Genomic DNA, 24,011 nt, shown 5'->3' on the forward strand with positions numbered 1-24,011 from the left:
TCCGGCGGGCCCTCGGTCCGTCTCAACCGGCGGCGAGCAGCCGAGCGAGCGCCTCGACGAAGGCCGGTACGTCGTCGGGCTTGCGGCTGGTCACCAGGTTGCGGTCCACGACCACCTCGGCGTCGACCCAGTGCCCACCGGCGTTGCGGATGTCGTCTTGCAGGCTGGGCCAGCTGGTCAGCCGGAAGCCGTCGACGAGGCCGGACGAGACCAGCAGCCACGGCCCGTGACAGATGACGGCCAGTGGCTTGCCCGATCCCGCGACCTTGCGCGCCAGGGTCTGCGCCCGCTCGTCGGTGCGCAGCCGGTCGGCGTTGACGGTGCCGCCCGGGACGACCAGGGCGTCGATCGCGTCGGCGTCCAGGTCCTCGTAGGCGCCGTCGACCTCGATCCGCCGCGTCGGCTCGACGTCCCCCTCGACCGCCTGGACCGGCGCGCCGTCGCGGGAGAGGACGAGGACCTCGGCGCCGGCCTCCCGCAGGCGGTCGCGGGGTCCCACGAGCTCGGGCTCCTCGACGTGGTCGCCGGTGATGATGGCGACGCGCTTGCCGGTCAGGTCGGGCATTCGTTGCTCCTTGGTCGGGAGCCCGGTCGGTACCCCGCCGGCCGCCGCCCAGTCGTACGACGCGCTCAGCCCAGCGAGCGCGCCACCGATCGCAGGAGCTCGGTGACCCGGCGCGCCCGCTCGGCGGCGCTCCCGGCCAGGCCGCAGGCCGGCGTCACGACGAGGCCGCCGGCGACGGCCTCCGGGTCGAGCCCGAGCATGTCGAGCCAGCGCAGCACCCGCTCCACGACCTGCCCCTCGGACGGCACCTCCCCGGTGGTCGGCACGATCCCGAGCGCCACCGTGTCGCCCGCCTCGAGCGCCTCCGCCGCCGCGTCGTGCCCGTCGGCGTCGAGCAGGTCGAGGTCGACCATCACGCCGCGAGCGCCGGCGCCGCGCAGCAGCCCGATCGGGACGCCGGCGGCACAGCAGTGCACCCACGGCGTCGCGCCCGCCTCGGCGGCGGCGGCGACCACCCCGGCGAGGGTCTCGCTCGCCTCGGGCGGGTGGACGGTCCGGTGCCGGCCGAACCCCGAGGCCGTGGGGACGGCGCCGGCCAGGACGGCCGGCAGCGCGGGCTCGTCGATCTGCACGACCAGCTCCCCGGCGGCGGGCAGCCGGCGGCGCAGGTCGGCGACGTGGTCGGTCACCGCGAGGGCCAGGGCCTGGGCGAGCTCACGGCGGGCGCCGTGGTCGGCCAGCACCTTGTCCCCGCGTGGCCGCTCGACGCTCGCCGCCAAGGTCCACGGCCCGGTGACCTGCACCTTGAAGGCACCGGTGTGGCCGCTCGCGCGCTCCTCCAGGCCGTCGAGGTCCTGGGCAAGGAGGCTGCGCGCACGACGCTGGTCGAGCGCGGGGGCACCCGAGGTGCCGGTCAGTCGCCATCCCTCCGGCTGGAGGTCGGCGTCGAGCTCGGTGACCAGCCCGAGGGTGCGTCCGGTCATCCCGGCCGTCGGCCCGCGGCCGGGGACCTCCGGCACGAAGGGCAGCCCCCGCTCGTCGGCGGCCAGCTCCCCGAGGACGACGGCGAGCGCCTCGTCGTAGTCGCGCTGCGAGTCGCCCGGGAAGGAGCCGATCCCGGTGGCCCTCAGCGGGGCGGTCACGCAGCCACCCGCCGGGTCCGGACGATCGTCGCCGAGCCGACGACCCGCGTGCCGTCGTACACGACGACGGCCTGGCCGGGCGCGATGCCGTCCGCGGGGTCGAGCAGGTCGACGTGCAGCTCGTCGGGGCCGACACGGACGAGGGCACGGTGCTCGGCGCCGTGCGCGCGCAGCTGGACGGTGACGCCGTCACCGTCGAGGACGGTGCCGGCGGCGAGCGGGCGCCCGCACCAGCGGACCCGGTCGCCCTCGACACGGTCGACGGCCAGCCGCTCGCGTGGCCCGACGACGACCGTCCCGGAGACGGGCTCGATGTCGAGCACGTAGCGGGGACGCCCGTCGGGGGCGGGACGCCCGAGGCGCAGGCCCTTGCGCTGGCCGATCGTGAACCGGTAGGTGCCCTCGTGGCGGCCGAGGACCTCGCCGGTCGCCTCGTCGCGGATCTCGCCGCCGTGGTTGGGCGCGCGGTCGCCGAGCTTCTCGCGCAGCCATCCGGCGTTGTCGCCGTCGGCGACGAAGCAGATGTCGTGACTGTCCGGCTTGTCGGCGACCAGCAGCCCGCGCGCCGCGGCCTCGGCGCGGACCCGGTCCTTGGTGGTGTCGCCCAGGGGGAACAGCGAATGGCGCAGCTGCGTCTCGTCCAGGACGCCCAGGACGTACGACTGGTCCTTGGCCGCGTCGGCCGCCCGGTGCAGCTCGACGTCGCCGCTCGCCGAGGTGCGCACGGTCGCGTAGTGGCCGGTGGCGACCGCGTCGAACCCGAGACCCAGCGCCCGGTCCAGGACCGCGGCGAACTTGATCTTCTCATTGCAGCGCAGGCAGGGGTTCGGCGTCTGCCCCGCCGCGTAGGTGTCCATGAAGTCCTCGACCACGTCGGCGTGGAAGCGGTCGGACAGGTCCCAGACGTAGAACGGGATGCCGATGACGTCCGCCGCCCGCCGGGCGTCGTTGGCGTCCTCGATCGTGCAGCAGCCGCGCGCGCCGCTGCGGTACGACGCGGGGTTGCGCGACAGCGCGAGATGGATGCCGGTGACCTCGTGCCCGGCCTCGGCGGCCCGGGCGGCTGCGACGGCGGAGTCCACTCCCCCGGACATCGCGGCGACGACCTTCACCGGTGGCTCCGGCTCACGCGCGCGCCGCGCGGGCGCGCTCGACGCACGGGCCGATCGCCGCGGCGAGCGCCTCGACGTCGGCGGGGGTGCTGGTGTGACCGAGGCTGAAGCGCAGGGAGCTGCGCGCCTCGTCGCTGCTGCGCCCCATCGCGAGCAGAACGTGCGAGGGCTGCGGCACCCCTGCCGAGCAGGCCGACCCGGTGGAGCACTCGATGCCGCGCGCGTCGAGGAGCATGAGCAGCGAGTCACCCTCGCAGCCGGGGAAGCTCAGGTGGGCGTTGCCGGGCAGGCGGTCGCGGGGGTCGCCGTTGAGCACCGCGTCCGGAACGGCGGCGCGTACCGCGCGCACCAGGTCGTCGCGCAGCTCGGCGATCCGGGTGGCGTGCTCGACCTGCTGCTTGACGGCCAGCTCGACCGCGGCGGCGAACCCGGCGATGGCTGGGACGTCGAGCGTCCCGCTGCGCACGTCGCGCTCCTGGCCGCCGCCGTGCACGAGCGCGGCCAGCTCGACCTCGCGTCGTACGACGAGCGCGCCCACGCCCTGCGGACCGCCGACCTTGTGTCCCGACAGCGACAGCGCGTCGACGCCGGCGGCCGCGAAGTCGACCGGGGTGGCGCCGACCGCCTGGACGGCATCGGTGTGGACGGGGATCGCGTGCGGCCGCGCGATGGCGACGGCCTCGGTGACCGGCTGCAGCGTGCCGACCTCGTTGTTGGCCCACATCACCGTCACCAGGGCGACCGAGCCGGGGTCGCGCTCCACGCTCGCGCGCAGGGCCTCGACCTCGAGCCGGCCGTCGCGGTCGACCGGCAGCAGCTCGACCTGGGCCCCCTCGTGCTCCTCGAGCCAGGCCAGCGCGTCGAGCACCGCATGGTGCTCCACCGCGGTGGCGAGGATCCGGGTGCGCCGCGGGTCGGCGTCGCGCCGCGACCAGTAGAGGCCCTTCACGGCCAGGTTGTCGGCCTCGGTGCCGCCGGAGGTGAACACGACCTCCGCGGGGCGGGCGCCCAGCGCCTGCGCGACGGTCTCGCGCGACTCCTCGACGATCCGGCGGGCGCGACGCCCGGACGCGTGCAGGGAGCTCGCGTTCCCGACCTCGCGCAGGTGGGCGGTCATCGCCTCGACCGCGACATCGCACATCGGCGTCGTCGCGGCGTGGTCGAGGTAGACCGTCCGGGAGTGGCTCATGAGGTCTCCAGGTTACGGCGCCGCCGTCGGCGACGACCAACCGCCGGGGCCCACTGCGCGCGCGAGGTGTGAGAAGTGGGGGCGCGAGGGGTGAGACGTGGGGGCGCGAGCGTGTTGGGCAGCGCCTTTTCTCACACCTCGTACCCCCTTCTCTCACACCTCGTCGGGGATGACGGACGCTAGAGGACGACGAGATCGTCGCGGTGGATGACCTCGCGCTCGTAGGCGGCGCCCAGCTCGCGCTTGAGCTCCTTCGAGGACCGGCCGAGCAGGGACGGGATCTCCCCGGCGTCGAAGTTCACCAGGCCGCGGGCGACCACGCGGCCGTCGGGACCGAGGAGGTCGACGGGGTCGCCCGCGCTGAAGTCGCCCTGGACGCCGGTGACGCCCGCCGCCAGGAGCGAGGCGCGGCGCTCCGCGACGGCGCGCACCGCGCCGGCGTCGAGGACCAGCGCCCCCTTGGCCTCGGTGGCGTGCCGCAGCCACAGCAGCCGGGTGGGACGCCGCTTGCCGGTGGGGTGGAACAGGGTCCCGACCGGCTTGCCCGCCAACGCCTCGCCGGCGCGGTCCGCCGAGGTGAGCACCACGGGGATCCCGGAGCCGGTCGCGATGGCGGCGGCGTCGACCTTGGTCACCATGCCGCCCGTCCCGACGCCGGCGGCCCCCACCGATCCGACGACCACGTCATCGAGGTCCTCGGCACCACGGACGTCCGCGATCATCCGCGCTCCGGGGCGGGAGGGCGGGCCGTCGTACAGGCCGTCCACGTCGGAGAGCAGGACCAGGAGGTCGGCGTGGACCAGGTGGGCGACGAGCGCCGCCAGCCGGTCGTTGTCGCCGAAGCGGATCTCGGTGGTGGCGACGGTGTCGTTCTCGTTGACGATCGGGATCACCCCGAGCTCGAGGAGCTGGGCGAAGGTCTGGTGCGCGTTGCGGTAGTGGGAGCGCCGCGTGACGTCGTCGAGCGTGAGCAGGACCTGTCCGGCGATCAGTCCGTGGCGCGCCAGCTCCTCGGTGTAGCGGTGCACGAGCAGACCCTGGCCGACACTGGCCGCGGCCTGCTGTGCGGCGAGCCCGCGAGGGCGCCGCTTGAGGCCCAGCGGGGCCAGGCCGGCCGCGATCGCGCCCGAGGAGACGAGCACGACCTCCGCACCGCGGGCGCGGGCGCCGGCGAGGACGTCGACGAGCGCGCTCATCCGGTCCGGGTCGATGCCGCCCGACGCGGTGGTCAGCGACGACGAGCCGACCTTGACCACGATCCTGCGGGCCGCCGTCACCAGGGCGCGCTCACTCACCGGGGTCGTCCTCCAGCCAGTCGTCGTCCGGGTCGATGGCCACCGGCCTCGCGTCCGGGTCCTCCTCCGATCCGATCTCGTAGGAGCTCGGGCCGTAGACGTCGGGCTGGTCGAGGCGCCGCGCCACGTCGGCCCGGGTCTCGCCCTCGGCCCGCTCGCCCATGCGCTCCTGGATCTCGCGGCGGCGCGCGGCCGCCGGGCGGTCCTCGTGGAAGCGGTCGTCCTCGCCGCGCCGCGACAGGTTCTCGGCGCCGGCGTCGATGCCCGGCCGGAAGTCGAAGACCACCGAGTCGTCGGCGGGCCCGATCAGGACGGCGTCGCCCTCCTCCGCGCCCAGGGCGAGCAGCTTCGCCTCCACCCCCAGGCGGTTGAGGCGGTCGGCGAGGTAGCCGACGGCCTCGTCGTTGCTGAAGTCGGTCTGGCGCACCCAGCGCTCGGGCTTGGTGCCGCTGACCCGCCAGCCGGCGCCGGTGCGCTTGACGGTGAAGCCGTCGTCGTCCACGGCCTTGGGCCGTACGACGATCCGCGCGGGGATCTCGGACGCCTTCGCGCGCCGCGCCTCGGCCACGATCTCGGCCATGGCGAAGATCAGCTCGCGGGTGCCCTCTCCCGAGACGGCCGAGATCTCGAAGACGCGCAGGCCGCGCTCGCGCAGCTCCTGCACGACCAGCTCGGCGATGCCGCGGCCGTCGGGGACGTCGACCTTGTTGAGGGCGACCAGGCGGGGGCGGTCCTCGAGGCCGCCGTACCGGCGCAGCTCGTCCTCGATCACCTCGAGGTCGTCCACCGGGTTGCGGCCGGGCTCGAGGGTGGCGGTGTCGAGGACGTGCACGATCGCCGCGCAGCGCTCGATGTGGCGCAGGAAGTCGTGGCCGAGACCCCTGCCCTCGGCGGCGCCCTCGATCAGCCCGGGCACGTCGGCGACGGTGAACACCGTCTCGCCTGCGGTGACGACGCCGAGGTTCGGCACAAGCGTGGTGAACGGGTAGTCGGCGATCTTGGGCCGCGCCCGGGAGATCGCGGCGATCAGGCTGGACTTTCCGGCGCTGGGATAGCCCACCAGCCCAATGTCGGCGACCACCTTGAGCTCGAGGACGACCTCGAGCTCGTCGCCGGGCTCACCGAGCAGGGCGAATCCGGGCGCCTTGCGGGACTTCGACGCCAGGGCCGCGTTGCCGAGCCCACCACGGCCGCCCTGGGCGACGACCAGCTCCGCGCCCGGCGTGACCAGGTCGGCGATCACCTCGCCGTTGCGCTGCTTGACGACCGTGCCCGCCGGGACCGGCAGCACCAGGTCGGCGCCGTGCGCCCCGTTGCGGCGGTCGCCGGCGCCGTGGCCGCCGTGCTCGGCCTTGCGGCGCGGGCTGTGGTGGTAGTCGAGCAGGGTGGTGACGTCGGGGTCGACCCGCAGGATGACCGAGCCGCCCGGACCGCCGTTCCCGCCGTCGGGACCGCCGAGCGGCTTGAACTTCTCGCGATGGACCGACGCGACGCCGTTCCCTCCGCGGCCGGCGGCCACGAAGAGGACGACACGGTCGACGAAGCTGGGCACGGCCATGGGTTCAGTCTCTCCTACGGTGGTCGAGGCGCGAGCCTCGAACCAAATGGACGAAGGGCGCCCCGACGGGGACGCCCTTCGAATCCTCGGGTGGGTCGGCGGCGTGCGCTCGACCTCGTGATCAGCGAAGCGTCAGCTCACTCTCCCGGGACGATGTTGACGACCTTGCGGCCGCGCTTCTTGCCGAACTCGACCGCGCCGGGGACCAGCGCGAACAGGGTGTCGTCGCCGCCGCGACCGACGCCGGAGCCCGGGTGGAAGTGGGTGCCGCGCTGACGGACGATGATCTCGCCGGCGTTGACGAGCTGGCCGCCGAAGCGCTTCACGCCGAGGCGCTGGGCGTTGGAGTCGCGGCCGTTCTTGGTGGACGCCGCGCCCTTCTTGTGTGCCATGTTTCAGTCCTTCGGAGTGTGTCGAGCCCGGTGGGGACTCAGAGCTTGATGTCGGTGACCTTGACCTGGGTGTACTTCTGGCGGTGACCCTGGCGCTTCTTGTAGCCGGTCTTGTTCTTGTACTTCTGGATGATGATCTTCGGGCCCTTGGTGGCGCCGAGGACCTCGACCGTCACCGCGGCCTTGTCGAGGCCGGTGCTGGTGACCTTGTCGCCGTCCACGGCGAGCACGACCGGGAGGGTCAGCGTCTCGCCCGCGGGCGTGGCGACCTTGTCGATCTCGATGACGTCGCCGACAGCGACCTTCTCCTGCTTCGCGCCTGCGCGCACGATCGCGTACACCACCGGGCTCCTTCTGGTTCAACGTCTGGGTCTACGGCACACTGCGGATCCCACGTCGCGAGCTACGTCGCGCGATGCCGGGTGCCAGCAGAACGGAACGCCTCGGCGGCGCACCGACGAACAATGTTACGCAGCCGGGCCGGATCCACCAAAACCACGGCGTCGGAGTCCGGCCCGGCACGCGACTACCGCTTGCGCGAGCCGCCCTTGCGCTTGACCGGCACGTGCTCGACGTGCGGCTCCTCGGCCGGCGGCTCCTCGGCGGGCGTCGGGGCCTCCTCGACCGCGCCCTCCGTGGTCGGCGGTCCCGCCGGGCGGCTGGCCGAGCGACGGCGGGTCCGGGTCACCACGGTGGTCGTCGCCACCGCCACCACAGGCTCCGGCTCGGGCTCGGGCTCGGGCTCGGGCGTCGGCGCGAGCTCAGGGGTCGGCTCAGGGGTCGGCTCGGGCTGGGGCTCGGGGGTCGGCTCGGGCTGGGGCTCGGGCGTCGGCTCGGCCACCGGCTGCTCCGCGGGCTGCTCGGCGGGCTGCTCGGCGGGCTGCTTGGCGGGCTGCTCGTCGGCGTGCTCGTCCGGATGCTTGGCCATGGCGGCGACGTCCTTCGGGGTCGGGACCGCCTTGGGCGCCTCGGCTGCGGCCTCGGCCTGCCCCCCGCCCTTGCCCTTGCGGCGCCGGCTGGCGCGACGGGGCTCGTCCTGCTCCCCGCCGCCGCGCTTGGGCTCGACGGGCAGGTCGTGGACCACGATGCCGCGGCCCTGGCAGTGGCTGCAGGTCTCGCTGAACGCCTCGAGCAGACCGGTGCCGATCCGCTTGCGGGTCATCTGCACCAGGCCGAGCGAGGTGACCTCGGCGACCTGGTGGCGGGTGCGGTCGCGGCCGAGGCACTCCACGAGCCGGCGCAGCACGAGGTCGCGGTTCGACTCGAGCACCATGTCGATGAAGTCGACGACGATGATCCCGCCGATGTCGCGCAGCCGCAGCTGGCGCACGATCTCCTCGGCGGCCTCCAGGTTGTTCTTGGTGACCGTCTCCTCGAGGTTGCCGCCGGAGCCGGTGAACTTCCCGGTGTTGACGTCGACGACGGTCATCGCCTCGGTGCGGTCGATGATGAGCGAGCCGCCCGAGGGCAGCCAGACCTTGCGGTCCAGGCCCTTCGCGATCTGCTCGTCGATCCGGTACGTCGAGAACAGGTCGGCCACGCCGTCCCCCGGCTCGTGACGCTCGAGGCGCTCGGAGAGGTCGGGGGCGACCTGCTCGACGTACTCCTTGACCATCGCCCACGCGTCGTCGCCCTGGATGACCAGCTTGGCGAAGTCCTCGGTGAACAGGTCGCGGACCACCTTGAGCGTGAGGTCCGGCTCGCCGTAGAGAAGCTGCGGCGCGTTGCCCTTGGCGACCTTGGCCTCGATCTCCTCCCACCGCGCCTTGAGCCGCTCGACGTCGCGGGTCAGCTCCTCCTCCGAGGCGCCCTCGGCGGCGGTGCGCACGATCACGCCCGCGGTGTCGGGAACGATCTCCTTGAGCAGGTTCTTCAGGCGCGAGCGCTCCGTGTCGGGGAGCTTGCGCGAGATGCCGGAGGTGGTGCCGTCGGGGACGTACACCAGGAACCGGCCGGCGAGGCTGACCTGGCTGGTGAGCCGGGCGCCCTTGTGGCCGATCGGGTCCTTGGTGACCTGGACGAGGACGGTCTGGCCGGACTGCAGGACGGACTCGATCTTGCGGGGCTCGCCGTCCTTGTGGCCGAGCGAGCTCCAGTTGACCTCGCCGGCGTAGAGCACCGCGTTGCGCCCCTTGCCGATGTCGATGAACGCCGCCTCCATCGAGGGCAGCACGTTCTGCACGCGGCCGAGGTAGACGTTGCCGATGAGCGAGGTCTGTGACTCGCGGGCGACATAGTGCTCGACGAGGACCTTGTCCTCGAGGACGGCGATCTGGGTGAGGTCCTTGCGCTGCCGGACGGCCATCACCCGCTCGACCGACTCGCGGCGCGCGAGGAACTCCGCCTCGCTGACGATGGGAGCGCGGCGGCGACCGGCCTCGCGGCCCTCGCGACGGCGCTGCTTCTTGGCCTCGAGGCGGGTCGAGCCCGACACGGCCGTGATCTCGTCCTCGGGCGAGCGCGGCTTGCGGACTCGCGTGACGGTGTTCTCCGGGTCGTCGCCCTCGGTGTCGCCGCCCTCACCGGCGCGACGGCGTCGGCGGCGCCGGCGCGAGGAGGTGGAGCCCCCGGACGAGGCACCCTCGCCGTCCTCGGACTCCTCGCCGTCACCGGCGGTGTCCGCGGACTCGGCCGCGTCGCCGGTCCCGGTGGCGGGAGCAGCCTCGGCGCCGTCGGCGTCCTCGCCGCTGGCGCCGTCCGCGTCCTCGGCCCCGTCGGCGCCGGTCGAGGGCTTACGACGACGGCGGCCGCCCCGGCGACGGCGACGGCGGGCGTTGCCCGAGCCGGAGCCCGCCTCGTCGGCGTCCTCGTCGCCGTCGGTCTCGTCCGCGGCGTCCTCGCCCGTGGCCTGGTCCGCGGCCTCGGCGTCCGTCGCGGTCACGTCGTCGGCGTTCTCCTCGGCGTTCTCCTCGGCGTTCTCGTCGGCGGTCTCCTCGGCCGCGTCCTCGGTCGTCGCCTCGGCCCCGCCGGACCGCTCGCCGGAGTCCTCCCCGGTCGCCGCGGCCTCGGCGGTGAGGGCCTCACCGGCCTCGTCGTCCTCCTCGGCAGGCTCCGTCGCCGGGGTCGCCGTCGCCACGGGCGCCTGGAAGAGCACCGCGGTCGAGGGCGCGGCGGCGATGGTCCTCGCCTCCTCGGCGCTCACCTCTGGCGCGGCGTCGGGGGTGAGCGCGGGCGCCACGTCGGTCGCCAGCTCGAGCTGCTCGGAGGTCGGCGCGGCCTCCGCCTTGGCCTTGGCCCTGCTCGCCGTCTTCTTGGCCGCGGTCTTCTTGGCGGCGGCCTTCTTCGCCGGGGCCTTCTTGGCCGCGGTCTTCTTGGCGGCGGCCTTCTTCGCCGGGGCCTTCTTGGCGGCCGTCTTCTTCGCGGCGGCCTTCTTCGCCGGCTTGGCGGGCTTCTCCGCGGCCTCCGCGGGGGCGGGCGCCTCGGCGGGGCTCTCGTTCGGGGTGTTCGTGGGCGCGTCGGTCATGGCGCTACTCCTCCGCCCGGGACCGCTCACGTTCCCGGGGTGTCATCGGCGCGCGCACGGGGCGGCGCCACAAGCCTTCGTGGGACGACACCCTCCGCGGTTCGTGCGTCGCCGGAGGCGGGCCGCTCGCCTGCCGCGGTCGCCGTGCGCGTCGCGTCGGGCGGTGGTCCGTCTCCACCGTGCCGGGCGGTCAGTCACCTGCCGTCCGGCGAGAACGTCGTCGATCTCGCCGCACGCTGTCCTGTGGGACGCGCGCGGGTGGAAATCTGTGGCGAGTATCGCACACGGCCCCCGCCCGGCCGGCATCTCCGCCGCGTCAGCGGGTCGCCAGAGGATCGCCGATGGCACCGCTCGCCCGGTCGAGGACGCCCTGCGCGACCCGGGTCAGCAGGCCGGTCGCGGGAACCTCGAGCCCACTCGCCTCCCGCAGGCCGGTGACCACGTCGTCGGGGCGTACGGCGGGCACGGTGTGCTCCAGCACCAGGTCGAGGTCACCCTCGGGGGTCACGGTCAGCCGGACCACCGCGGCGCGGCAGTCGAAGCTGCGCAGCCCCTTCTTGGTCATCCGCTCGACCGTGACCGAGTCGGTCGCCAGGAAGGCCGCGACCGCCTGCTGCGCCAGCTCCACCGGGGTCGACCCGAGGTCGATCAGCCAATGGCTCGCGGTGAGCAGGTCCGACAGCGAGCCGGCCGCCGACGACGCCGCGTCGACCGCCGCGACCACGTCGAGCCCGTCGGGCAGGACGGCGTCCAGTGCCTCCCCCACCGCGACGGGCTCGCGCACCTCGGCGAGCCCCAGCTCGACGTACTCCGACTCGCTGGCCGCCCCGGTCGGCGACGCCCCGGCGTAGGAGATCCGCGGGTGCGGGTGGAAGCCCGACGAGTACGCCATCGGGATCCCCGCCCGCACGACGGCCCGCTCGATGGCGCGGCTGACGTCGCGGTGGCTGGTGAAGCGCAGCCGGCCGCGCTTGGCGTACCGGATCCTGATCCGCTGGACCGGCGGTGCCTGCTGTTCGGGCTGCTGACGACTCACGCGTGGAGATTACGAGCCTGGCCTGCGGACGGGCGAACTGGCGCCCGTCAGGAGTGCACGGGCTTCGTCGCGACCACGCAGAACTCGTTGTAGATGAACGCCTTGCCGGTGAACCGCGGGAAGGGGAAGCTGAAGGACTTCTGCGGGACCAGCCCGACGTCCACGGCCAGGGCGCACAGTGCCTCGCCGTCGACGAACTCCACGTGCGTCGGGTCGCTGTCGTAGCCCCGCTCCTGCGGGCAGACGAAGAGGACCCGGCCCCCGGGCCGGAGGTAGGGCAGGTAGTCGTTCATCATCGCCCGTGCCTGCTCGCCATCCATGTGCTCGATCACGTGGGCGACCAGGAAGCCGTCGAAGGCGTCGGGCACGCGGAGGTCGGAGCGCTCCCACTCCTCGACCGTCAGCGCCGCATAGCCGCGGGACCGCGCCTCCTCGATCGACTCGACGTTGTGATCGACGCCGACGGAGCCGGCCGACAGCGTCGCCAGGTTGCGGCCGATCCCGCACCCGATCTCCAGTGTGCGGCCGAGGCCCTGCCTGCGGATGTTCCATTGGTAAGGGGCCTGGACGTGCAAGGCACGCTTCCACCAGACATCCTGCTTCGCGCGAAGTCGCGCCGTGTAGTCGGCAGCCGTGGTGTCCTGCATACCCGCGATGGTAGCCGCGCCCGCCGCCGTATGATCATGCGCGTGCAGCCGGAGCATCGATCGACCATCAACCACTCTCTCGGGACGGATAAATGACTGTGATGCACGCGTGCACGATCGTGGCGCGGAACTATCTGGCCCAGGCGCAGGTCCTGGTCGACTCCTTCCGGCGACACCACCCGGAGGGCACCTTCGACGTCGTGCTCATCGACGATCCGACCAGCGAGCGGCCCACGATGGACGGCGCCGACGTGCTCATGCTGGACGAGATCGGGCTGGACCCGGCGGACCTCGAGCGGATGACCGCCATCTATGAGCTGATCGAGCTCGCAACGGCAGTCAAGCCATGGTCCTTGCTGTCGCTTCTCGACCGTGGCTACGACCACGCCGTCTACTTCGACCCGGACATCTCGATCGAGCGTGCGATCGACGAGCTTCCGGGGCTCGCGCGGGAGCACTCGATCGTGCTGACCCCGCACCTGACCGAGCCGATGCCTCGCGACGGCGGCGCCCCGAGCGAGCAGGCGATCATGCTGTCGGGCACCTACAACCTGGGCTTCGTCGGTGTCGGCAACACCGACGACGGCCGGGCCATGCTCGACTGGTGGCGGACCCGGCTCCGCTCGGACGCCGTTGTCGACGTGGCCAACGGGTTCTTCACGGACCAGCGGTTCATCGACCTCGTGCCCGGCCTGTTCGACCACGTTATCGTCAAGGACCCGTCGTGGAACGCCGCGTACTGGAACCTGGCGACCCGCCCCCTGACCCGCGGCGAGGACGGGCGCATCCTGATCTCGGGGCGGCCCCCGACCTTCATCCACTACTCGGGCTACTCCCCGCAGAAGCCTCATCTCCTGAGCAAGCACCAGGGGGCGAAGCCGCGCTTGAAGCTGAGCGAGGACCCCCTGCTCCGCGAGCTGTGCGACGGCTACGGCGAGCGGCTGCGCAAGCACGGCTTCGTCCAGCGGCAGACCGACTTCAAGCCGCCCTTCTCGACACTGGACGGGGTCGTCCTCGACGCGCTCGCCAAGCGGCTGGTCCGCACCGAGCTCGTCGCGATCGACAACGGAGAGAAGAGCGACCTGGCGATCGGCCAGGACCAGGGCCTGTCCCTGCAGGAGTGGCTGGACACTCCCGCCGCCGGAGGCCGGCTGCCCTGGCTGACGCGCTATCTCGAAGAGCTGTACCTGGGCCGGGTGGACCTGAAGCGTGCCTACCCGGAGGTGCGCAACGGTCGGGTCGACGGATTCCTCGCATGGGTCGAGGAGTTCGGTGTCCGCAAGGGCACGGTGCCGCAGGCAAGGTTGGACGCAGGACGACGGATCGCCGCCGCTCCTGGGCGCAGCGCCCTCCTGAGCCGCCCGGCCGAACCGGTCGCGGGCGCGACTCCGCGCCATGGCGTGGAGGTCGCCGGCTATCTGACGGCGGACCTGGGACTCGGCGAGTCCGGACGCCAGTTCATCACCAGCCTGGAGCGGGCCGGGGTGCCGGTCTCGACGACGACCTACACGCGGACGCTCAGCCGCCTCGGAGCGCCTTGGGAGGACCGGCAGCCGTCGCCCGGTCTCCGCAACGACACCGCGCTGATCTGTGTGAACGCCGACCAGCTCGGCCGGTTCACCAAGGACGCCGGCGCTGCCTATCTCAAGAACCGGTACCGCATCGGCCTGTGGTTCTGGGAGCTCGACGACTTCCCCAAGCGGATGCAGAAGTCGGCGCGCCTCCTCGACGAGATCTGGGTGTGCAGCGAGTTCAACCGTGCGGCGATCGCACCCCACACGGACCGTCCGGTCGTCGTCGTGCCCCATCCCGCACACGCCCCCACGTTCAGCGACACCGCCCTCGACGAGGCACCGGCCGACGACGTCTTCACCTACCTGTTCGTCTTCGACTACCTGAGCGTCTTCGAGCGCAAGAACCCGGCCGGCCTCGTGGAGGCCTATCTCCGTGCCTATCCGGAGCCCGGCCAGGCGCGACTGGTCATCAAGGCCATCAACGGGAGCAAGCGCCAGCAGGACCAGGAGCAGCTGCGCTACGCGGCGGCTGGGCGCCCCGACATCGTGCTCATCGACCGCTACCTCAGCCGACCCGAGCTCGACTACCTGATGCACCGCGCCGACTGCTACGTCAGCCTGCACCGCTCCGAGGGGTTCGGCCAGACCCTCGCCGAGATGATGGCCATCGGCAAGCCCGTCATCGCGACCGGCTACTCGGGCAATCTCGAGTTCACTCGCCCTGAGAACTCCTATCTCGTCCCCTATGCCAAGGTGAGCGTCCCGGCCGGCGCGGATCCCTATCCGACGACGGCGCAGTGGGCCGAGCCCGACCTCGACGAGGCCGCTCGACTGATGAGGCACGTCAGGGACAACCCGGCAGAGGCCAGCGAGCGCGGCGAGCTCGCCGCGAAGACCATCGCCGAGGAGTTCTCCAACGACGCGCTCGCTCGGGCGGCCCGCGCCAGGCTGGAGGAGGTCTGGTCGTCGGAGGCCTTCCGGCGCCGCACCACTCCGGCGCCGGCCAAGCAGCAGGCCCCGAGCGGTGCGGCTCGCCGAGCAGCGCGACGCCTGCGCTCCGTCGTACGCGGCTGAGAGCGCTCAGGCCGGTCCGCGGACAGTCACGTCAGCTCAGGTCAGCTCGCCCAGCCGCAGCGCGTCGGTCATGGCCTGGATGACGCGGCCCATGCCGACGGGCAGCGGCACGACGGGAGTGCTGTCGAGCTCGGGCCACACGACGCTGCGCAGGCGCAGGTCGCGGGCCTGGTAGGCCGCGGCACTGGACGCGCCGTAGACCACGCGTGGCTTCCGCCGGGTGACGCGCCGGAACTCGGACACCAGGAAGCCCACGGTCACGGACTGGTGGGAGGCGAAGACCTTGATGACGGCTCCCCGTCGTGCCTGGCCAGGCTGACGCAGGCGGTCCATGCCGTCGACGACCAGCCGGGCGGCGTCGGTGACGTAGAGATAGTCGCGCATCGTGTCGAGAGGCACGTAGATCGAGATGGGCTGCCCCAGCAGGTGCGCCCGCGCGATGTGGGAGACCAGGCCTTGGGGCTTGGCGAGGTTCTGTCCAGGCCCGTAGAGGTTCGACAGGCGTCCGATGAGCACAGGAACGCCGGAGCTCTCGCTGAACTCCGCCGCCGCGGCCTCGAGGGCCAGCTTGGCGTGCCCGTAGGGCGCGAGCGGCCGCGGTTCGGTGAGCTCGTCACGGGGAGATCCGGACGATCCCGCGTAGACGCCGCCCGCGGACGACGCCAAGAAGAGCGCGCCGGACATCGCCTTCGCCCCCGGAGCAAGCGCGGACAGCAGCGACCGGAAGGCCTGGACCTCCGCATCGAGCGACGCCTGCCCCGTGCTGGTCACCCCAGCGCCGGCGCACCACACCACCTGCCATCCCCGTCCATGCCGGGCGGCCGCGTCGAGGAAGCGCTGCGCGAGGGAGGCGATCTGCTCGGCGCTCGTCGAGGTCCCCCACCGCATCGACTCCGGAGGCGTCCACACCGGCGTCGCCGCCTGCCGGAGCGCAGGCACGACCGCACCGCCGAGCAGCCCACCCGCGCCGAGCACCCAGGTCAGGGGGGCGGAGGTCACGACTCGCGCGCCGCCGCGTCGGCTGGGAGCTGGCGACCGAGGGGGCCCTCGTTCGGATCGTGGCTGATGAGGTAGAGCGGGCGGCCCATCGCCATCCCCACCACGGAGCCGAGATACTCCGCGATCACGCCCAGCGAGAACAGGATCGCGCCGGTTCCCAGGGAGATCAGGACCACCGTCGACGTCCAGCCCGGTGCGGAGATGCCACCGACGATGCTGCCGACGACCGCGTAGACCGCGAAGGCCAGTCCGAGCACGCCGAACAGGGCACCGAGCAGGGCGACGGCACGCAGGCCACGCGTCCCCGAGGTCAGGACCAGTCGCCAGAAGTGGGACAGCAGCGTCCGAGTCGAGTATCCCGACGGCCGGTCGCCCTCCTGACGCAGCTCGATCGGGCACTGCGCGATGCGGCCGTTGACCCAGGAGAGGGCCACGTCCAGATAGACACCGGCTCCCGCGTACGCCGCGACGCTGCGACCCATCTCGCCGAGGACGAGGCGGTAGCTTTGGAAGGTCGAGATGTCCTGCCCGCCGCCGAGCACGTCGACCACGCGCTTCGCGCCCTTCGAGGCGAGGTTGCGAAGGAGCCCGTGCGGCGCGGCGTTGACGGGCTTGGCATAGACGACACCGGCACGCTCCCGCATCGCGACGTCCAGCATCGCCGGGATGTAGGCCGGATCGTGTTGGCCGTCCTCGTCCATGGTGACGATCCAGTCCCCACCCGAGGACGCCATGCCGGCGAGGGTCGCGGCATGCTGGCCGAAGTTGCGGCTGAGCCAGACCGGCCGGACCTTGTCCGACTTCTCGGCGAGGTCGCGAATGACGGCGGCCGAGCCGTCGGGGCCGTTGTCGTAGGCGAGCAGGATCTCGGTCACGACGTAGCGGTGTCCCGCCTCGGTCACCTGCTCGGTGCAGTAGGGCTCGATCTCTGCGAGGAGGGAGGCGAGGGTGCGCTCACCCTGGTAGACAGGGACGACGACCGACACCGTGTGCACCGGAGGGGACCCCGCATCCGTCCCCGTCTGTGCGTTGCTCACCCGCGGAACGCTATCAGCCGGCCCGCCTGCCGGACCGATCGGCGCGGCCGGACGAGCCGGCCAGCTCGGCGGAGGGGCCGCGGAGCTCGAGATCGGCGACGACGGGGTCCACCATGGCGAAGTCGAAGAGGTTGACGCTCAGCGCGCCCGGTGCCCCGGTCAGCCGGAGCCGGGACTGTCCGGGCGGGACGACGACCTCCCTCTCGACCTCGGTTCCCTCGGCGTCGACGCCCACGACCTGCTCGCTCCCGTCGGGCCACGTGATCGTGGTCGACGTCGGCGGCTCGACGCCGACCGCTCCGACGCGGAACGAGAAACGCATCGTCCGGGCATCACCCGGGTTGTCGATCAGCCCGTCGGGCGTCGGCTCCGAGCCGATGAGTCGAAGTCGTCCCTTCTCGTCCGGACGGCCAGGGTTCTCGAACCCGGGCTGCCAGTAGAAGTGCGGGACCTCGATGAGGTGCTCACCGAGCTCGTCCCAAGTCCTGCTGCCGTAGGCGTCCTCGGCCGCGGCGGCGAAGTCGCGCAGGTCGTAGAACTGGAACCGCTTGTTGCGACTGACCAGCGGTGCGCCGAGCAGCCGTTGGAGGTCGGCCTCCAGCTGGGTGAACGACTTCCGGGAGTAGCCGAAGCGGTCGACGTGGAGGCCGGTGAACTCCGCGGCGGCCAGAGCCGTGACCAACGCCGGCGTGCTCATGCCGGCGAGGCTCGCCTGCCAGTCCGCGAGGGGACGGCCCTTCACCCCGCCATAGCTCCAGCGCAGGTCGGTCGAGTGCAGGTACGGCCGGATCGCCTGGTAGTCCTCCATCCGATGGATCGGCTCGGACTCGGGAAAGGCCATCACGGGCAGCTCGAAGATGCTGGCCTCCGCCGGCATCCGCGCCTCGACACGGGCGACATAGTCAGCGTCGTTGTCCCACGCGCGCAGCACCGCCGGGTCGGCGTTCCATGACCGCGGGGGCGTCGCGTCGTACAGGCCGACCAGCGCGACGGCACCGCACACGCCGACCGACAGCACTCGCTGCGGCGCCGCGCCCAGCCCGCCGCGCCGCGCCGCGAGCCACCGCACTCCCCCGTCGACCAGGAGGGCGACAGACGCCAGTGAGAACAACGCGAGGTAGACGATGATCCGGTTCCAGGCTCTGATGTCGGCAGAGACGAACAGGGCGAAGAGGGTTCCGAAGCCGCCGACGGTGCCGCACAGGAAGGCGACGATCGCGAGCATGGACAGCCTCCGCTGCGCTCGCCCGAACGGGCCGTCCTCATCGAGACGGCGGCGGACCACCGCGACGACGAGAGGCAGCAGAAGGAGGAAGAGGAATCCGACGGCCGCGACAGCACCGAGGGCCGGGCTCTCCGACGGCAGCGGGAAGGTGGCGTTGTACTCGGAGCGGAACTCCGCGAAGGAGACGATCCGGTGCCACGGCACGGGCAGGACCAAGCCGGCGAGCTTGAAGGCGTACAGCTCCGACTCCAGCGGCTCCCGCCCGAACGCCGCTGGACTGGCGCCCTCGGAGCGCTGGTAGAGGATGTCGGGCGCCATGTTGGCGAGCATCACGACGATGAGAACCGCCATGGCGACGGCGCCGTGGCCCACCAGCGCGAACCGGCGCCGGAACGCACTCACCAGGATCGCCAAGGTCATCAGGATGAGACCGAACACCGAGTAGTACGAGCTCGACGAGCCGACCAGCGCGATGATCGCCAGCGTCCCGAGCGTCGTTCCGGTCAGATGGCCGACGGGATTGAACCATCGCGTGTCGTCGCGCCGTCGCCAGATGGGCTGCTCGTCGAGCACCTTGTACACGAGGGCCGCGAAGAGCGGTACGACGAACAGGATCGACAGCGCGAGGTGCGGCTGGCCGTGGAAGAAGTGGTAGGGGGTGAAGGCGTAGAGGAGTCCGAAGAAGAACGCGCCCGCGCGACCGACTCCCACGACCCTCAGGAACCACGTGGCCGCGACGGCCGTCAGGGGGAAGGTGACGAGATAGGAGGCGTTGTACACCGTCGCCCAGTGGTCGGTGAACAGCCCGAAGACCTTCGCGAGAGCGAACTGGAGGTTGTCGGCCACCGGGAAGTCGTGCAGGTTCTGCTCGTACGGCGCGCCGAGGCGAGGGTTGGTCTCGTACCACCCGGTCTCGAGCGTCGCCTTGATCTGGGAGCCGCCCGCGAGGGCGTCGCTGCGGTAGACCAGCGGGACGTCGAAGCGCCGCCCGGCGAAGCCGAGGATGCGGTACGCGAGCAACCCGGACAGGAGTGCCTGGGCGGCGTAGTAGCCGAGGCCGACGAGTCGTGCCGAGTCGACGCGCACCCTCATGCCGACGCCTTCATGCGCTTGCGCCAGACGACGTAGGCAGCACGTCGCATGAGGGCGGTCATCCGGGCCCGCGCATTGCCCAGCGCCACGTCGCCGCGAGTGACGGTCTCCGGCAGGCGCTCGCGGAAGTGGCGGTGGGTGCCGGCTGCCTGGCGGCTCTGCTCGGAAGCGAGCCGCACGCTCCACTGCGTGTCGCTCACGCGGAAGCTGGCGAGCGTCTCGGGCAGCGCGACGAGGTCGCCGTGCTCGAGCACACTCATGTACGTGAACTGGTCGATCAGATAGGGATAAGGCGCGAGCCACCCACCGACGCGCTCCAGGACCTCACGACGGATCAGCACGCACCCCGGCTCCCCCAGCAGGTTGGTCCCGGCACGCACCAGCGCGCGAATCGCCTCCGGTCCGGGGACCAGGCCGCTCAACGGATCGATGCCCCGGCCCGCGAGCAGCACGTCGCCCGCCGGGTCGATCAGGTCGCGGCGAGCGGCCGCGGCGACCGCCGTCGGGTGCGCCTGCAGGGCCGCGACCTGCTTCTCCACGCAGGTCGGCGCGATCAGGTCGTCTCCGCACAGCAGCTTGAGATAGGTGCCGGTGGCGGCATGGGTCACGGCGTTCCAGTTCGCCGGCGCGCCACCGCCCGCCGGGGTGCGCAGCAGGCGCACACGCGGATGGTCGGCATAGCGCTGGAGCAGTTCCCAGGTGCCGTCGTCCGAGCTGTGGTCCGCGATGACGACTTCGAGGTCCTCATAGGTCTGCGCGAGGGCGGAGTCGACCGTCTCGTCGATGAACCGGGCGTTCCGAAAGGCAGGGATGACGATGGACACCGACGGCACGACCGTCACGGTAGGTGTCGGCGCCGATGCGGGCAAATCTGCCCAAAACTCCGCGTGGCGGGTCCTCAGCCCTTGCGGGCGACCAGCGCGTACTCGCCGCAGAGACGCAGGTCACGGTCGAGATCCCCCGAGCCCTGGGGCAGGTGGATCCATGCCTCGTCGAAACCGGTCTCCCGGGCCAGGAAGAGCAGCGACTCGGGGAACAACGGCCGGACATGGGTGAGGTCCAGCCAGAAGGTCTTCAGCGCCGCGGGCGAGTGGGGGTTGACGGTCTCGGCGACCAGCACTCCGCCGGGCCGCAACGCGGCCGCCGCGCCGAGGAACAGCTCGCGGACCGCGGAGACGGGGATGTGCTCGATGACCTGGAACGACGTGACGGCGCCGAGCGTGCCCGGTTCCGTGTCGCGGAGGGCGGCCAGACCGTCACCCGTGACCACGTCGAGACCCTTCGCCCGTGCCCGGGCCGCCATGCTCTCGTCGAGGTCGATGCCGCGGGCCGGAACGGCCGCGGCCTCCATCAGCTCGAGGAACTCGCCTCTGCCGCACCCCAGGTCGAGGACCGGCCCGTCGCCGACGATCGAGACGTACGACGCGAGGCGCTCCCGCACGAACGCCTCGCTCCCCCGGTAGGTGTCCTCGAAGTCCGCATATGCCGCCTCACGGTCGGCTCCGAGCGCGAGGACCTCCCTGCCGCCGTCGAGCACCGCACGGACGCGGGTCCCGGGAGCGACGAACGGCGTCGCCTGCTGCTCGGTGTCCAACCGCGCGACCGCGCCATCGGTGACGTCGAGGCGGCGAGCCAGCTCGTCGATCCGGTCGTGGGCGGTCGCCACCGCGTCAACGCGCCGCTCGAGGTCTTTGATCCGGGTCTTGAGCGCACGGAGACGCTCCTGGGCATGGCGTCGGTCCTGGTCGACGATCCCGCCGATCTCCACGAGCCCACGGGCCACGAGCTCGAGCCGCGCATCCTGCGCGTCGAGGAGGCGCCGGAGCGGACGCCCCGCGATCTTGGCGAGCGTGCTCGACGAGCGGGCGCCCTCATCGGCGATCCGCCGCAAGACCCGTCCAGCCACGCGTTCGGCCGACCGTCGGCGCGGACCCTCGTTCGTGGGGGCATCTCCGGCCGTCGTCATGGTCGGCCACCGACGGTGGGCACAGGTCTGGTCAAGGCGATGTCACGATCCTCTGGCCGGGGCAGGTTGGGGTAGACGGGCGTGTAGCGGTCGCGCCACGGGACGCCCCATCGACGCCGCATGAACCGGGTGTCGTCGGGGTTGGGGATCGCGTCTCGGGTCTGCGACTCGAAGTGGAAGAGCTCGCAGTGGGCCAGATAGAGGATCCGGTAGCCGGCTGCGGACAGCTTGTAGCTGAGGTCGACGTCGTTGTAGTCCTCGCGCAGCAGCTCGGTGTGACCGCCGACCTCGAGGTAGACCTCGCGCCGGAGGCCGACGCATGCGCCCGTGACACCGCTGACCTCGCGGTCGACGACCGGCGTCATCGCCCAGCCACCGAGTACGTCGGCGGGGCTCTTCTTGTACGGATGGATGTAGCGACCGTGGGAGAAGGCCAGGCCGACGTGCTGCACGGCGGTGCTCGAGTAGAGGAGACGCGCCCCGGTCATGCCGACGTCCGGCTGCTCCAGCGGAGCGATGAGCTCCTCGACCCACTGCTCGCTGCGGACCTGGACGTCGTCGTTGAGGATGAGCAGGCGGTCGCCCGTCGAGGCGAGCACGCCGAGGTTCACCTTGTGGCTGTAGTTGAAGGGCTCGTCGTAGGGGACGAGGACCAACCGGTCGCCGACGAGGTCGTGGAGCCGTGCGAGGACCGGCTCGGGCGTGTCGGCGTCGTACACCACGACAATCTCGAGGTTGTCGTGGCGTGTGGCCGCGAGCGCAGAGCTCACGGCGCGGGTCACGAGAGGCTCACGGCGACCCCACACATACGAGGACGAGCCCCGGGTCGGGATCACGATGCTGACGCGCCGCTGCGGCGGAAGGACCCGGCGGGTGCGGTACCGGCCCGGGCCGACCACCTCCACGGCGCCCGCGATCCCCACCCGGTCGAGATGCTCCTGGACCGCCTTGCGTCCCGCCTCCAGGGCGTACGGCTGCGCGGTCCGCTCCCCCGCGGCCGGGCCGGGCACCATCCGCCAGTGGTAGAGGACCTTCGGGATGTGCACGATGCGGCGTGCCCGCTCCGTCACGCGCAGCACGAGGTCGTGGTCCTGCGCACCCTCGAAGCCCGTCCGGAGACCCCCCAGCTCCCGCACGAGCGACGTGCGCACGACCGAGAGGTGGTTGCAGTAGTTCTGGCTGCGCAGCCGCTCGGGAGACCAGTCGGGCTTGTGGAAGGGGTCGGCGAAGCGCCCCGTCTCCCGGATCCGGTCCTCGTCCGAGTAGAGGTAGTCGACGTCGTCGTGCTCCGCGATACGCCGGGCGTTGGCCGCGAGCGCGTCCGGAGCGAGGAGGTCGCCGTGGTCGAGGAAGGCGAGGAAGGCGCCTTCGGCCTCGGCGATCCCGTCGTTGGTCGCGGCCACGGTGGAGCCGTCACTGGATCGCTCCACCACCGTGACACGGCGGTCGCGCTCGGCCAGGGCACGCAGCGTGCGTAGCGTCTCGGGGCTCGTGGAGGCGTCGTCGACCAGCAGCAGCTCCCAGTCCTCGAAGGTCTGGGCCAGGACCGACTCCACGGTCGCGACGAGCAGGGCTGGCGCATGGTCCTGGACCGGTGTGACGACGGAGAAGTGGGGCGTCGTCGTCATCCTCGCAGCCTCGAGAACGGGCGCACGAGCGCACGACCCGCACGCCAGGTGCGCGAGGACCGCAGCGCCGCGATCTCCTCGTCCCGGGCGCGCACCACGTCCTGCAGCTCCTTGACCCGGGCCCGCGACCTCTTGAGGTCGTGCTGCAGACGCGCGACCGTGGCCTCGAGTCCGATCACGTTGTCGACCGCCACCAGCTCGGCGTGGCGGGCGAGCAGCTCCTGGTCGGCCGCGAACACGCGCTCGCGCCACGCTTCCGGCCCGTGCTGGTCGGTCATCTCGTCCTCACGAAGGGGGTTCGCTGGTGCCGCAGAACAGTACCGCAGGCGCAATCGGTCACCCCGCTGGCGACCGGGCCACTAGGGTGTCGCCGGTGAGCGATCCCTACGGTCAGAACCCCTCCGGCCAGAACCCCTCCGGCCAGAACCCCTCCGGCGCGAACCCGTACGGCCAGCCCCCCACGGGCCAGAGCCCCTACGGCCAGCCCCCCGCGCCGCCCGCGCCGCCGTCGCCGTACGCCTCGGGAGCCGGTAGCGGCTACGGCCCGCCCGGATCCTTCCCGGGCGGCTCGGACCCGATGCCCCCGAAGACGGACGGGATCTCGATCGCGGCGCTCGTCACCAGCCTGCTGTGCTGCCTGGCGCCGGTCGGGGTGATCCTCGGCTTCGTCGGCCTCTCGCGCACCAAGGGCGGACAGCGCAAGGGCCGCGGCCTCGCGATCGCCGGCATCGTGATCGGTCTGCTCATGTCGATCACCTCCGCGGTCGTCGGCGCCGCCGTCTTCATCTTCGCCGAGTCCCTCGTGCCGCTCGACGACGCGGAGGTCGGCCAGTGCGTCGACATCGACGAGGAGGGTGACGCCGTCATCATGCGGGAGAAGAAGTGCTCCGAGGAGCACGACGGCGAGATCGTCGGCACCACCGAGGTCACCGACGAGAACGTGGACACCGTGAAGGGCGACATGGCCGGCTTCTGCGCCTCGCTCGTGAGCGACGAGGACATGGCCAAGCTCAACGAGGTCAGCGGGCTGCAGTACAAGGCGGTCATCGAGGACCCCGAGGACATCGGCGTCGGCGACCACCTCGTCTGCTACGTCGAGGGCGAGGACGAGCTCACCGAGCCGATCCTCTGACCGGT

Annotated in this window: 20 protein-coding genes; 2 read left to right on the forward strand and 18 right to left on the reverse strand. The window is 72.2% G+C overall.

The genetic code is table 11. The annotated features are described in order from the left end of the window. Window positions 1-22 precede the first annotated feature (22 nt). From ACJ5H2_RS15265 to ACJ5H2_RS15315, 11 genes are all read right to left on the reverse strand, one after another. Entirely contained in the window at window positions 23-565 is a 543-nt protein-coding gene (locus tag ACJ5H2_RS15265) for a type 1 glutamine amidotransferase domain-containing protein (protein WP_408896266.1), read from the reverse strand. A gap of 65 nt (window positions 566-630) precedes the next feature. Beyond that, window positions 631-1,647, reverse strand: coding sequence for a methionine synthase (locus tag ACJ5H2_RS15270; protein WP_408896267.1), 1,017 nt, complete (start codon window positions 1,645-1,647; stop codon window positions 631-633). Next, the gene (gene mnmA / locus ACJ5H2_RS15275; RefSeq protein ID WP_408896268.1) at window positions 1,644-2,759 is read right to left on the reverse strand and encodes a tRNA 2-thiouridine(34) synthase MnmA; all 1,116 of its coding nucleotides are present in this window, start codon (window positions 2,757-2,759) and stop codon (window positions 1,644-1,646) included. The genes ACJ5H2_RS15270 and mnmA overlap by 4 nt, the downstream gene beginning before the upstream one ends. Before the next feature lie 13 nt (window positions 2,760-2,772). Further along, window positions 2,773-3,948, reverse strand: a complete 1,176-nt coding sequence (locus ACJ5H2_RS15280; protein ID WP_408896269.1) for a cysteine desulfurase family protein — start codon at window positions 3,946-3,948, stop codon at window positions 2,773-2,775. A gap of 179 nt (window positions 3,949-4,127) precedes the next feature. Continuing rightward, window positions 4,128-5,243 carry a glutamate 5-kinase gene (gene proB / locus ACJ5H2_RS15285; RefSeq protein ID WP_408896270.1) on the reverse strand — a complete coding sequence of 372 codons (1,116 nt, stop codon included), beginning with the start codon at window positions 5,241-5,243 and terminating at the stop codon, window positions 4,128-4,130. After that, on the reverse strand, window positions 5,236-6,801 hold the full coding sequence (obgE, locus tag ACJ5H2_RS15290; protein WP_408896271.1) for a GTPase ObgE: 1,566 nt from the start codon (window positions 6,799-6,801) through the stop codon (window positions 5,236-5,238). The genes proB and obgE overlap by 8 nt, the downstream gene beginning before the upstream one ends. Before the next feature lie 137 nt (window positions 6,802-6,938). Then, window positions 6,939-7,193, reverse strand: a complete 255-nt coding sequence (rpmA, locus tag ACJ5H2_RS15295; RefSeq protein WP_408896272.1) for a 50S ribosomal protein L27 — start codon at window positions 7,191-7,193, stop codon at window positions 6,939-6,941. 38 nt (window positions 7,194-7,231) lie between these two features. Then, window positions 7,232-7,534 (reverse strand): 50S ribosomal protein L21, encoded by a 303-nt coding sequence (gene rplU / locus ACJ5H2_RS15300; protein ID WP_408899641.1) that lies wholly within the window; start codon window positions 7,532-7,534, stop codon window positions 7,232-7,234. Window positions 7,535-7,719: 185 nt separating this feature from the next. Further along, window positions 7,720-10,656 carry an Rne/Rng family ribonuclease gene (locus tag ACJ5H2_RS15305; protein ID WP_408896273.1) on the reverse strand — a complete coding sequence of 979 codons (2,937 nt, stop codon included), beginning with the start codon at window positions 10,654-10,656 and terminating at the stop codon, window positions 7,720-7,722. Window positions 10,657-10,972: 316 nt separating this feature from the next. Next, window positions 10,973-11,692 (reverse strand): TIGR03936 family radical SAM-associated protein, encoded by a 720-nt coding sequence (locus tag ACJ5H2_RS15310; RefSeq protein WP_408896274.1) that lies wholly within the window; start codon window positions 11,690-11,692, stop codon window positions 10,973-10,975. A 47-nt stretch (window positions 11,693-11,739) separates the two neighbouring features. Continuing rightward, on the reverse strand, window positions 11,740-12,339 hold the full coding sequence (locus ACJ5H2_RS15315) for a class I SAM-dependent methyltransferase (RefSeq protein ID WP_408896275.1): 600 nt from the start codon (window positions 12,337-12,339) through the stop codon (window positions 11,740-11,742). A gap of 92 nt (window positions 12,340-12,431) precedes the next feature. On the opposite strand from ACJ5H2_RS15315, the gene ACJ5H2_RS15320 reads away from it, so the two are divergent. After that, entirely contained in the window at window positions 12,432-14,927 is a 2,496-nt protein-coding gene (locus ACJ5H2_RS15320; protein WP_408896277.1) for a glycosyltransferase, read from the forward strand. A 36-nt stretch (window positions 14,928-14,963) separates the two neighbouring features. On the opposite strand, the gene ACJ5H2_RS15325 is transcribed toward ACJ5H2_RS15320, so the two are convergent. From ACJ5H2_RS15325 to ACJ5H2_RS15355, 7 genes are all read right to left on the reverse strand, one after another. Then, complete coding sequence (locus ACJ5H2_RS15325) at window positions 14,964-15,926, reverse strand: NAD-dependent epimerase/dehydratase family protein (protein ID WP_408896278.1); 963 nt, start codon at window positions 15,924-15,926, stop codon at window positions 14,964-14,966. Further along, window positions 15,923-16,963, reverse strand: coding sequence for a glycosyltransferase (locus tag ACJ5H2_RS15330; RefSeq protein WP_408896279.1), 1,041 nt, complete (start codon window positions 16,961-16,963; stop codon window positions 15,923-15,925). Before ACJ5H2_RS15330 ends, ACJ5H2_RS15325 begins: the two co-directional genes overlap by 4 nt. 13 nt (window positions 16,964-16,976) lie before the next feature. Beyond that, a complete protein-coding gene (locus ACJ5H2_RS15335; RefSeq protein ID WP_408896280.1) occupies window positions 16,977-19,280 on the reverse strand; it encodes a hypothetical protein in 2,304 nt (767 codons plus the stop codon). Continuing rightward, window positions 19,277-20,113: a glycosyltransferase family 2 protein gene (locus ACJ5H2_RS15340; protein ID WP_408896281.1), complete on the reverse strand. Its 837-nt coding sequence runs from the start codon at window positions 20,111-20,113 to the stop codon at window positions 19,277-19,279. Before ACJ5H2_RS15340 ends, ACJ5H2_RS15335 begins: the two co-directional genes overlap by 4 nt. 65 nt (window positions 20,114-20,178) lie before the next feature. Further along, window positions 20,179-21,186, reverse strand: coding sequence for a class I SAM-dependent methyltransferase (locus ACJ5H2_RS15345; protein WP_408896282.1), 1,008 nt, complete (start codon window positions 21,184-21,186; stop codon window positions 20,179-20,181). Window positions 21,187-21,242: 56 nt separating this feature from the next. Beyond that, complete coding sequence (locus tag ACJ5H2_RS15350; protein WP_408896283.1) at window positions 21,243-22,874, reverse strand: glycosyltransferase family 2 protein; 1,632 nt, start codon at window positions 22,872-22,874, stop codon at window positions 21,243-21,245. Further along, window positions 22,871-23,152, reverse strand: a complete 282-nt coding sequence (locus tag ACJ5H2_RS15355) for a hypothetical protein (RefSeq protein ID WP_408896284.1) — start codon at window positions 23,150-23,152, stop codon at window positions 22,871-22,873. Before ACJ5H2_RS15355 ends, ACJ5H2_RS15350 begins: the two co-directional genes overlap by 4 nt. Window positions 23,153-23,247: 95 nt before the next feature. Here ACJ5H2_RS15355 and ACJ5H2_RS15360 point away from each other — a divergent pair, with 95 nt between their 5' ends. Further along, window positions 23,248-24,006 (forward strand): DUF4190 domain-containing protein, encoded by a 759-nt coding sequence (locus ACJ5H2_RS15360; protein WP_408896285.1) that lies wholly within the window; start codon window positions 23,248-23,250, stop codon window positions 24,004-24,006. The last annotated feature ends 5 nt before the right edge of the window (window positions 24,007-24,011 follow it).

Origin of the sequence: Nocardioides pymetrozini, from assembly GCF_046058985.1 — a bacterium.
Classification (GTDB): Bacteria; Actinomycetota; Actinomycetes; order Propionibacteriales; family Nocardioidaceae; genus Nocardioides.

What these genes read in the sequence shown, in the direction of transcription:
- ACJ5H2_RS15265 (WP_408896266.1), bottom strand. Translation starts at nt 565, where the DNA reads ATGCCCGACCTGACCGGCAAGCGCGTCGCCATCATCACCGGCGACCAC.
- ACJ5H2_RS15280 (WP_408896269.1), bottom strand. Translation starts at nt 3,948, where the DNA reads ATGAGCCACTCCCGGACGGTCTACCTCGACCACGCCGCGACGACGCCG.
- obgE (WP_408896271.1), bottom strand. Translation starts at nt 6,801, where the DNA reads ATGGCCGTGCCCAGCTTCGTCGACCGTGTCGTCCTCTTCGTGGCCGCC.
- rpmA (WP_408896272.1), bottom strand. Translation starts at nt 7,193, where the DNA reads ATGGCACACAAGAAGGGCGCGGCGTCCACCAAGAACGGCCGCGACTCC.
- ACJ5H2_RS15305 (WP_408896273.1), bottom strand. Translation starts at nt 10,656, where the DNA reads ATGACCGACGCGCCCACGAACACCCCGAACGAGAGCCCCGCCGAGGCG.
- ACJ5H2_RS15315 (WP_408896275.1), bottom strand. Translation starts at nt 12,339, where the DNA reads ATGCAGGACACCACGGCTGCCGACTACACGGCGCGACTTCGCGCGAAG.
- ACJ5H2_RS15320 (WP_408896277.1), top strand. Translation starts at nt 12,432, where the DNA reads ATGACTGTGATGCACGCGTGCACGATCGTGGCGCGGAACTATCTGGCC.
- ACJ5H2_RS15335 (WP_408896280.1), bottom strand. Translation starts at nt 19,280, where the DNA reads ATGAGGGTGCGCGTCGACTCGGCACGACTCGTCGGCCTCGGCTACTAC.
- ACJ5H2_RS15350 (WP_408896283.1), bottom strand. Translation starts at nt 22,874, where the DNA reads ATGACGACGACGCCCCACTTCTCCGTCGTCACACCGGTCCAGGACCAT.
- ACJ5H2_RS15355 (WP_408896284.1), bottom strand. Translation starts at nt 23,152, where the DNA reads ATGACCGACCAGCACGGGCCGGAAGCGTGGCGCGAGCGCGTGTTCGCG.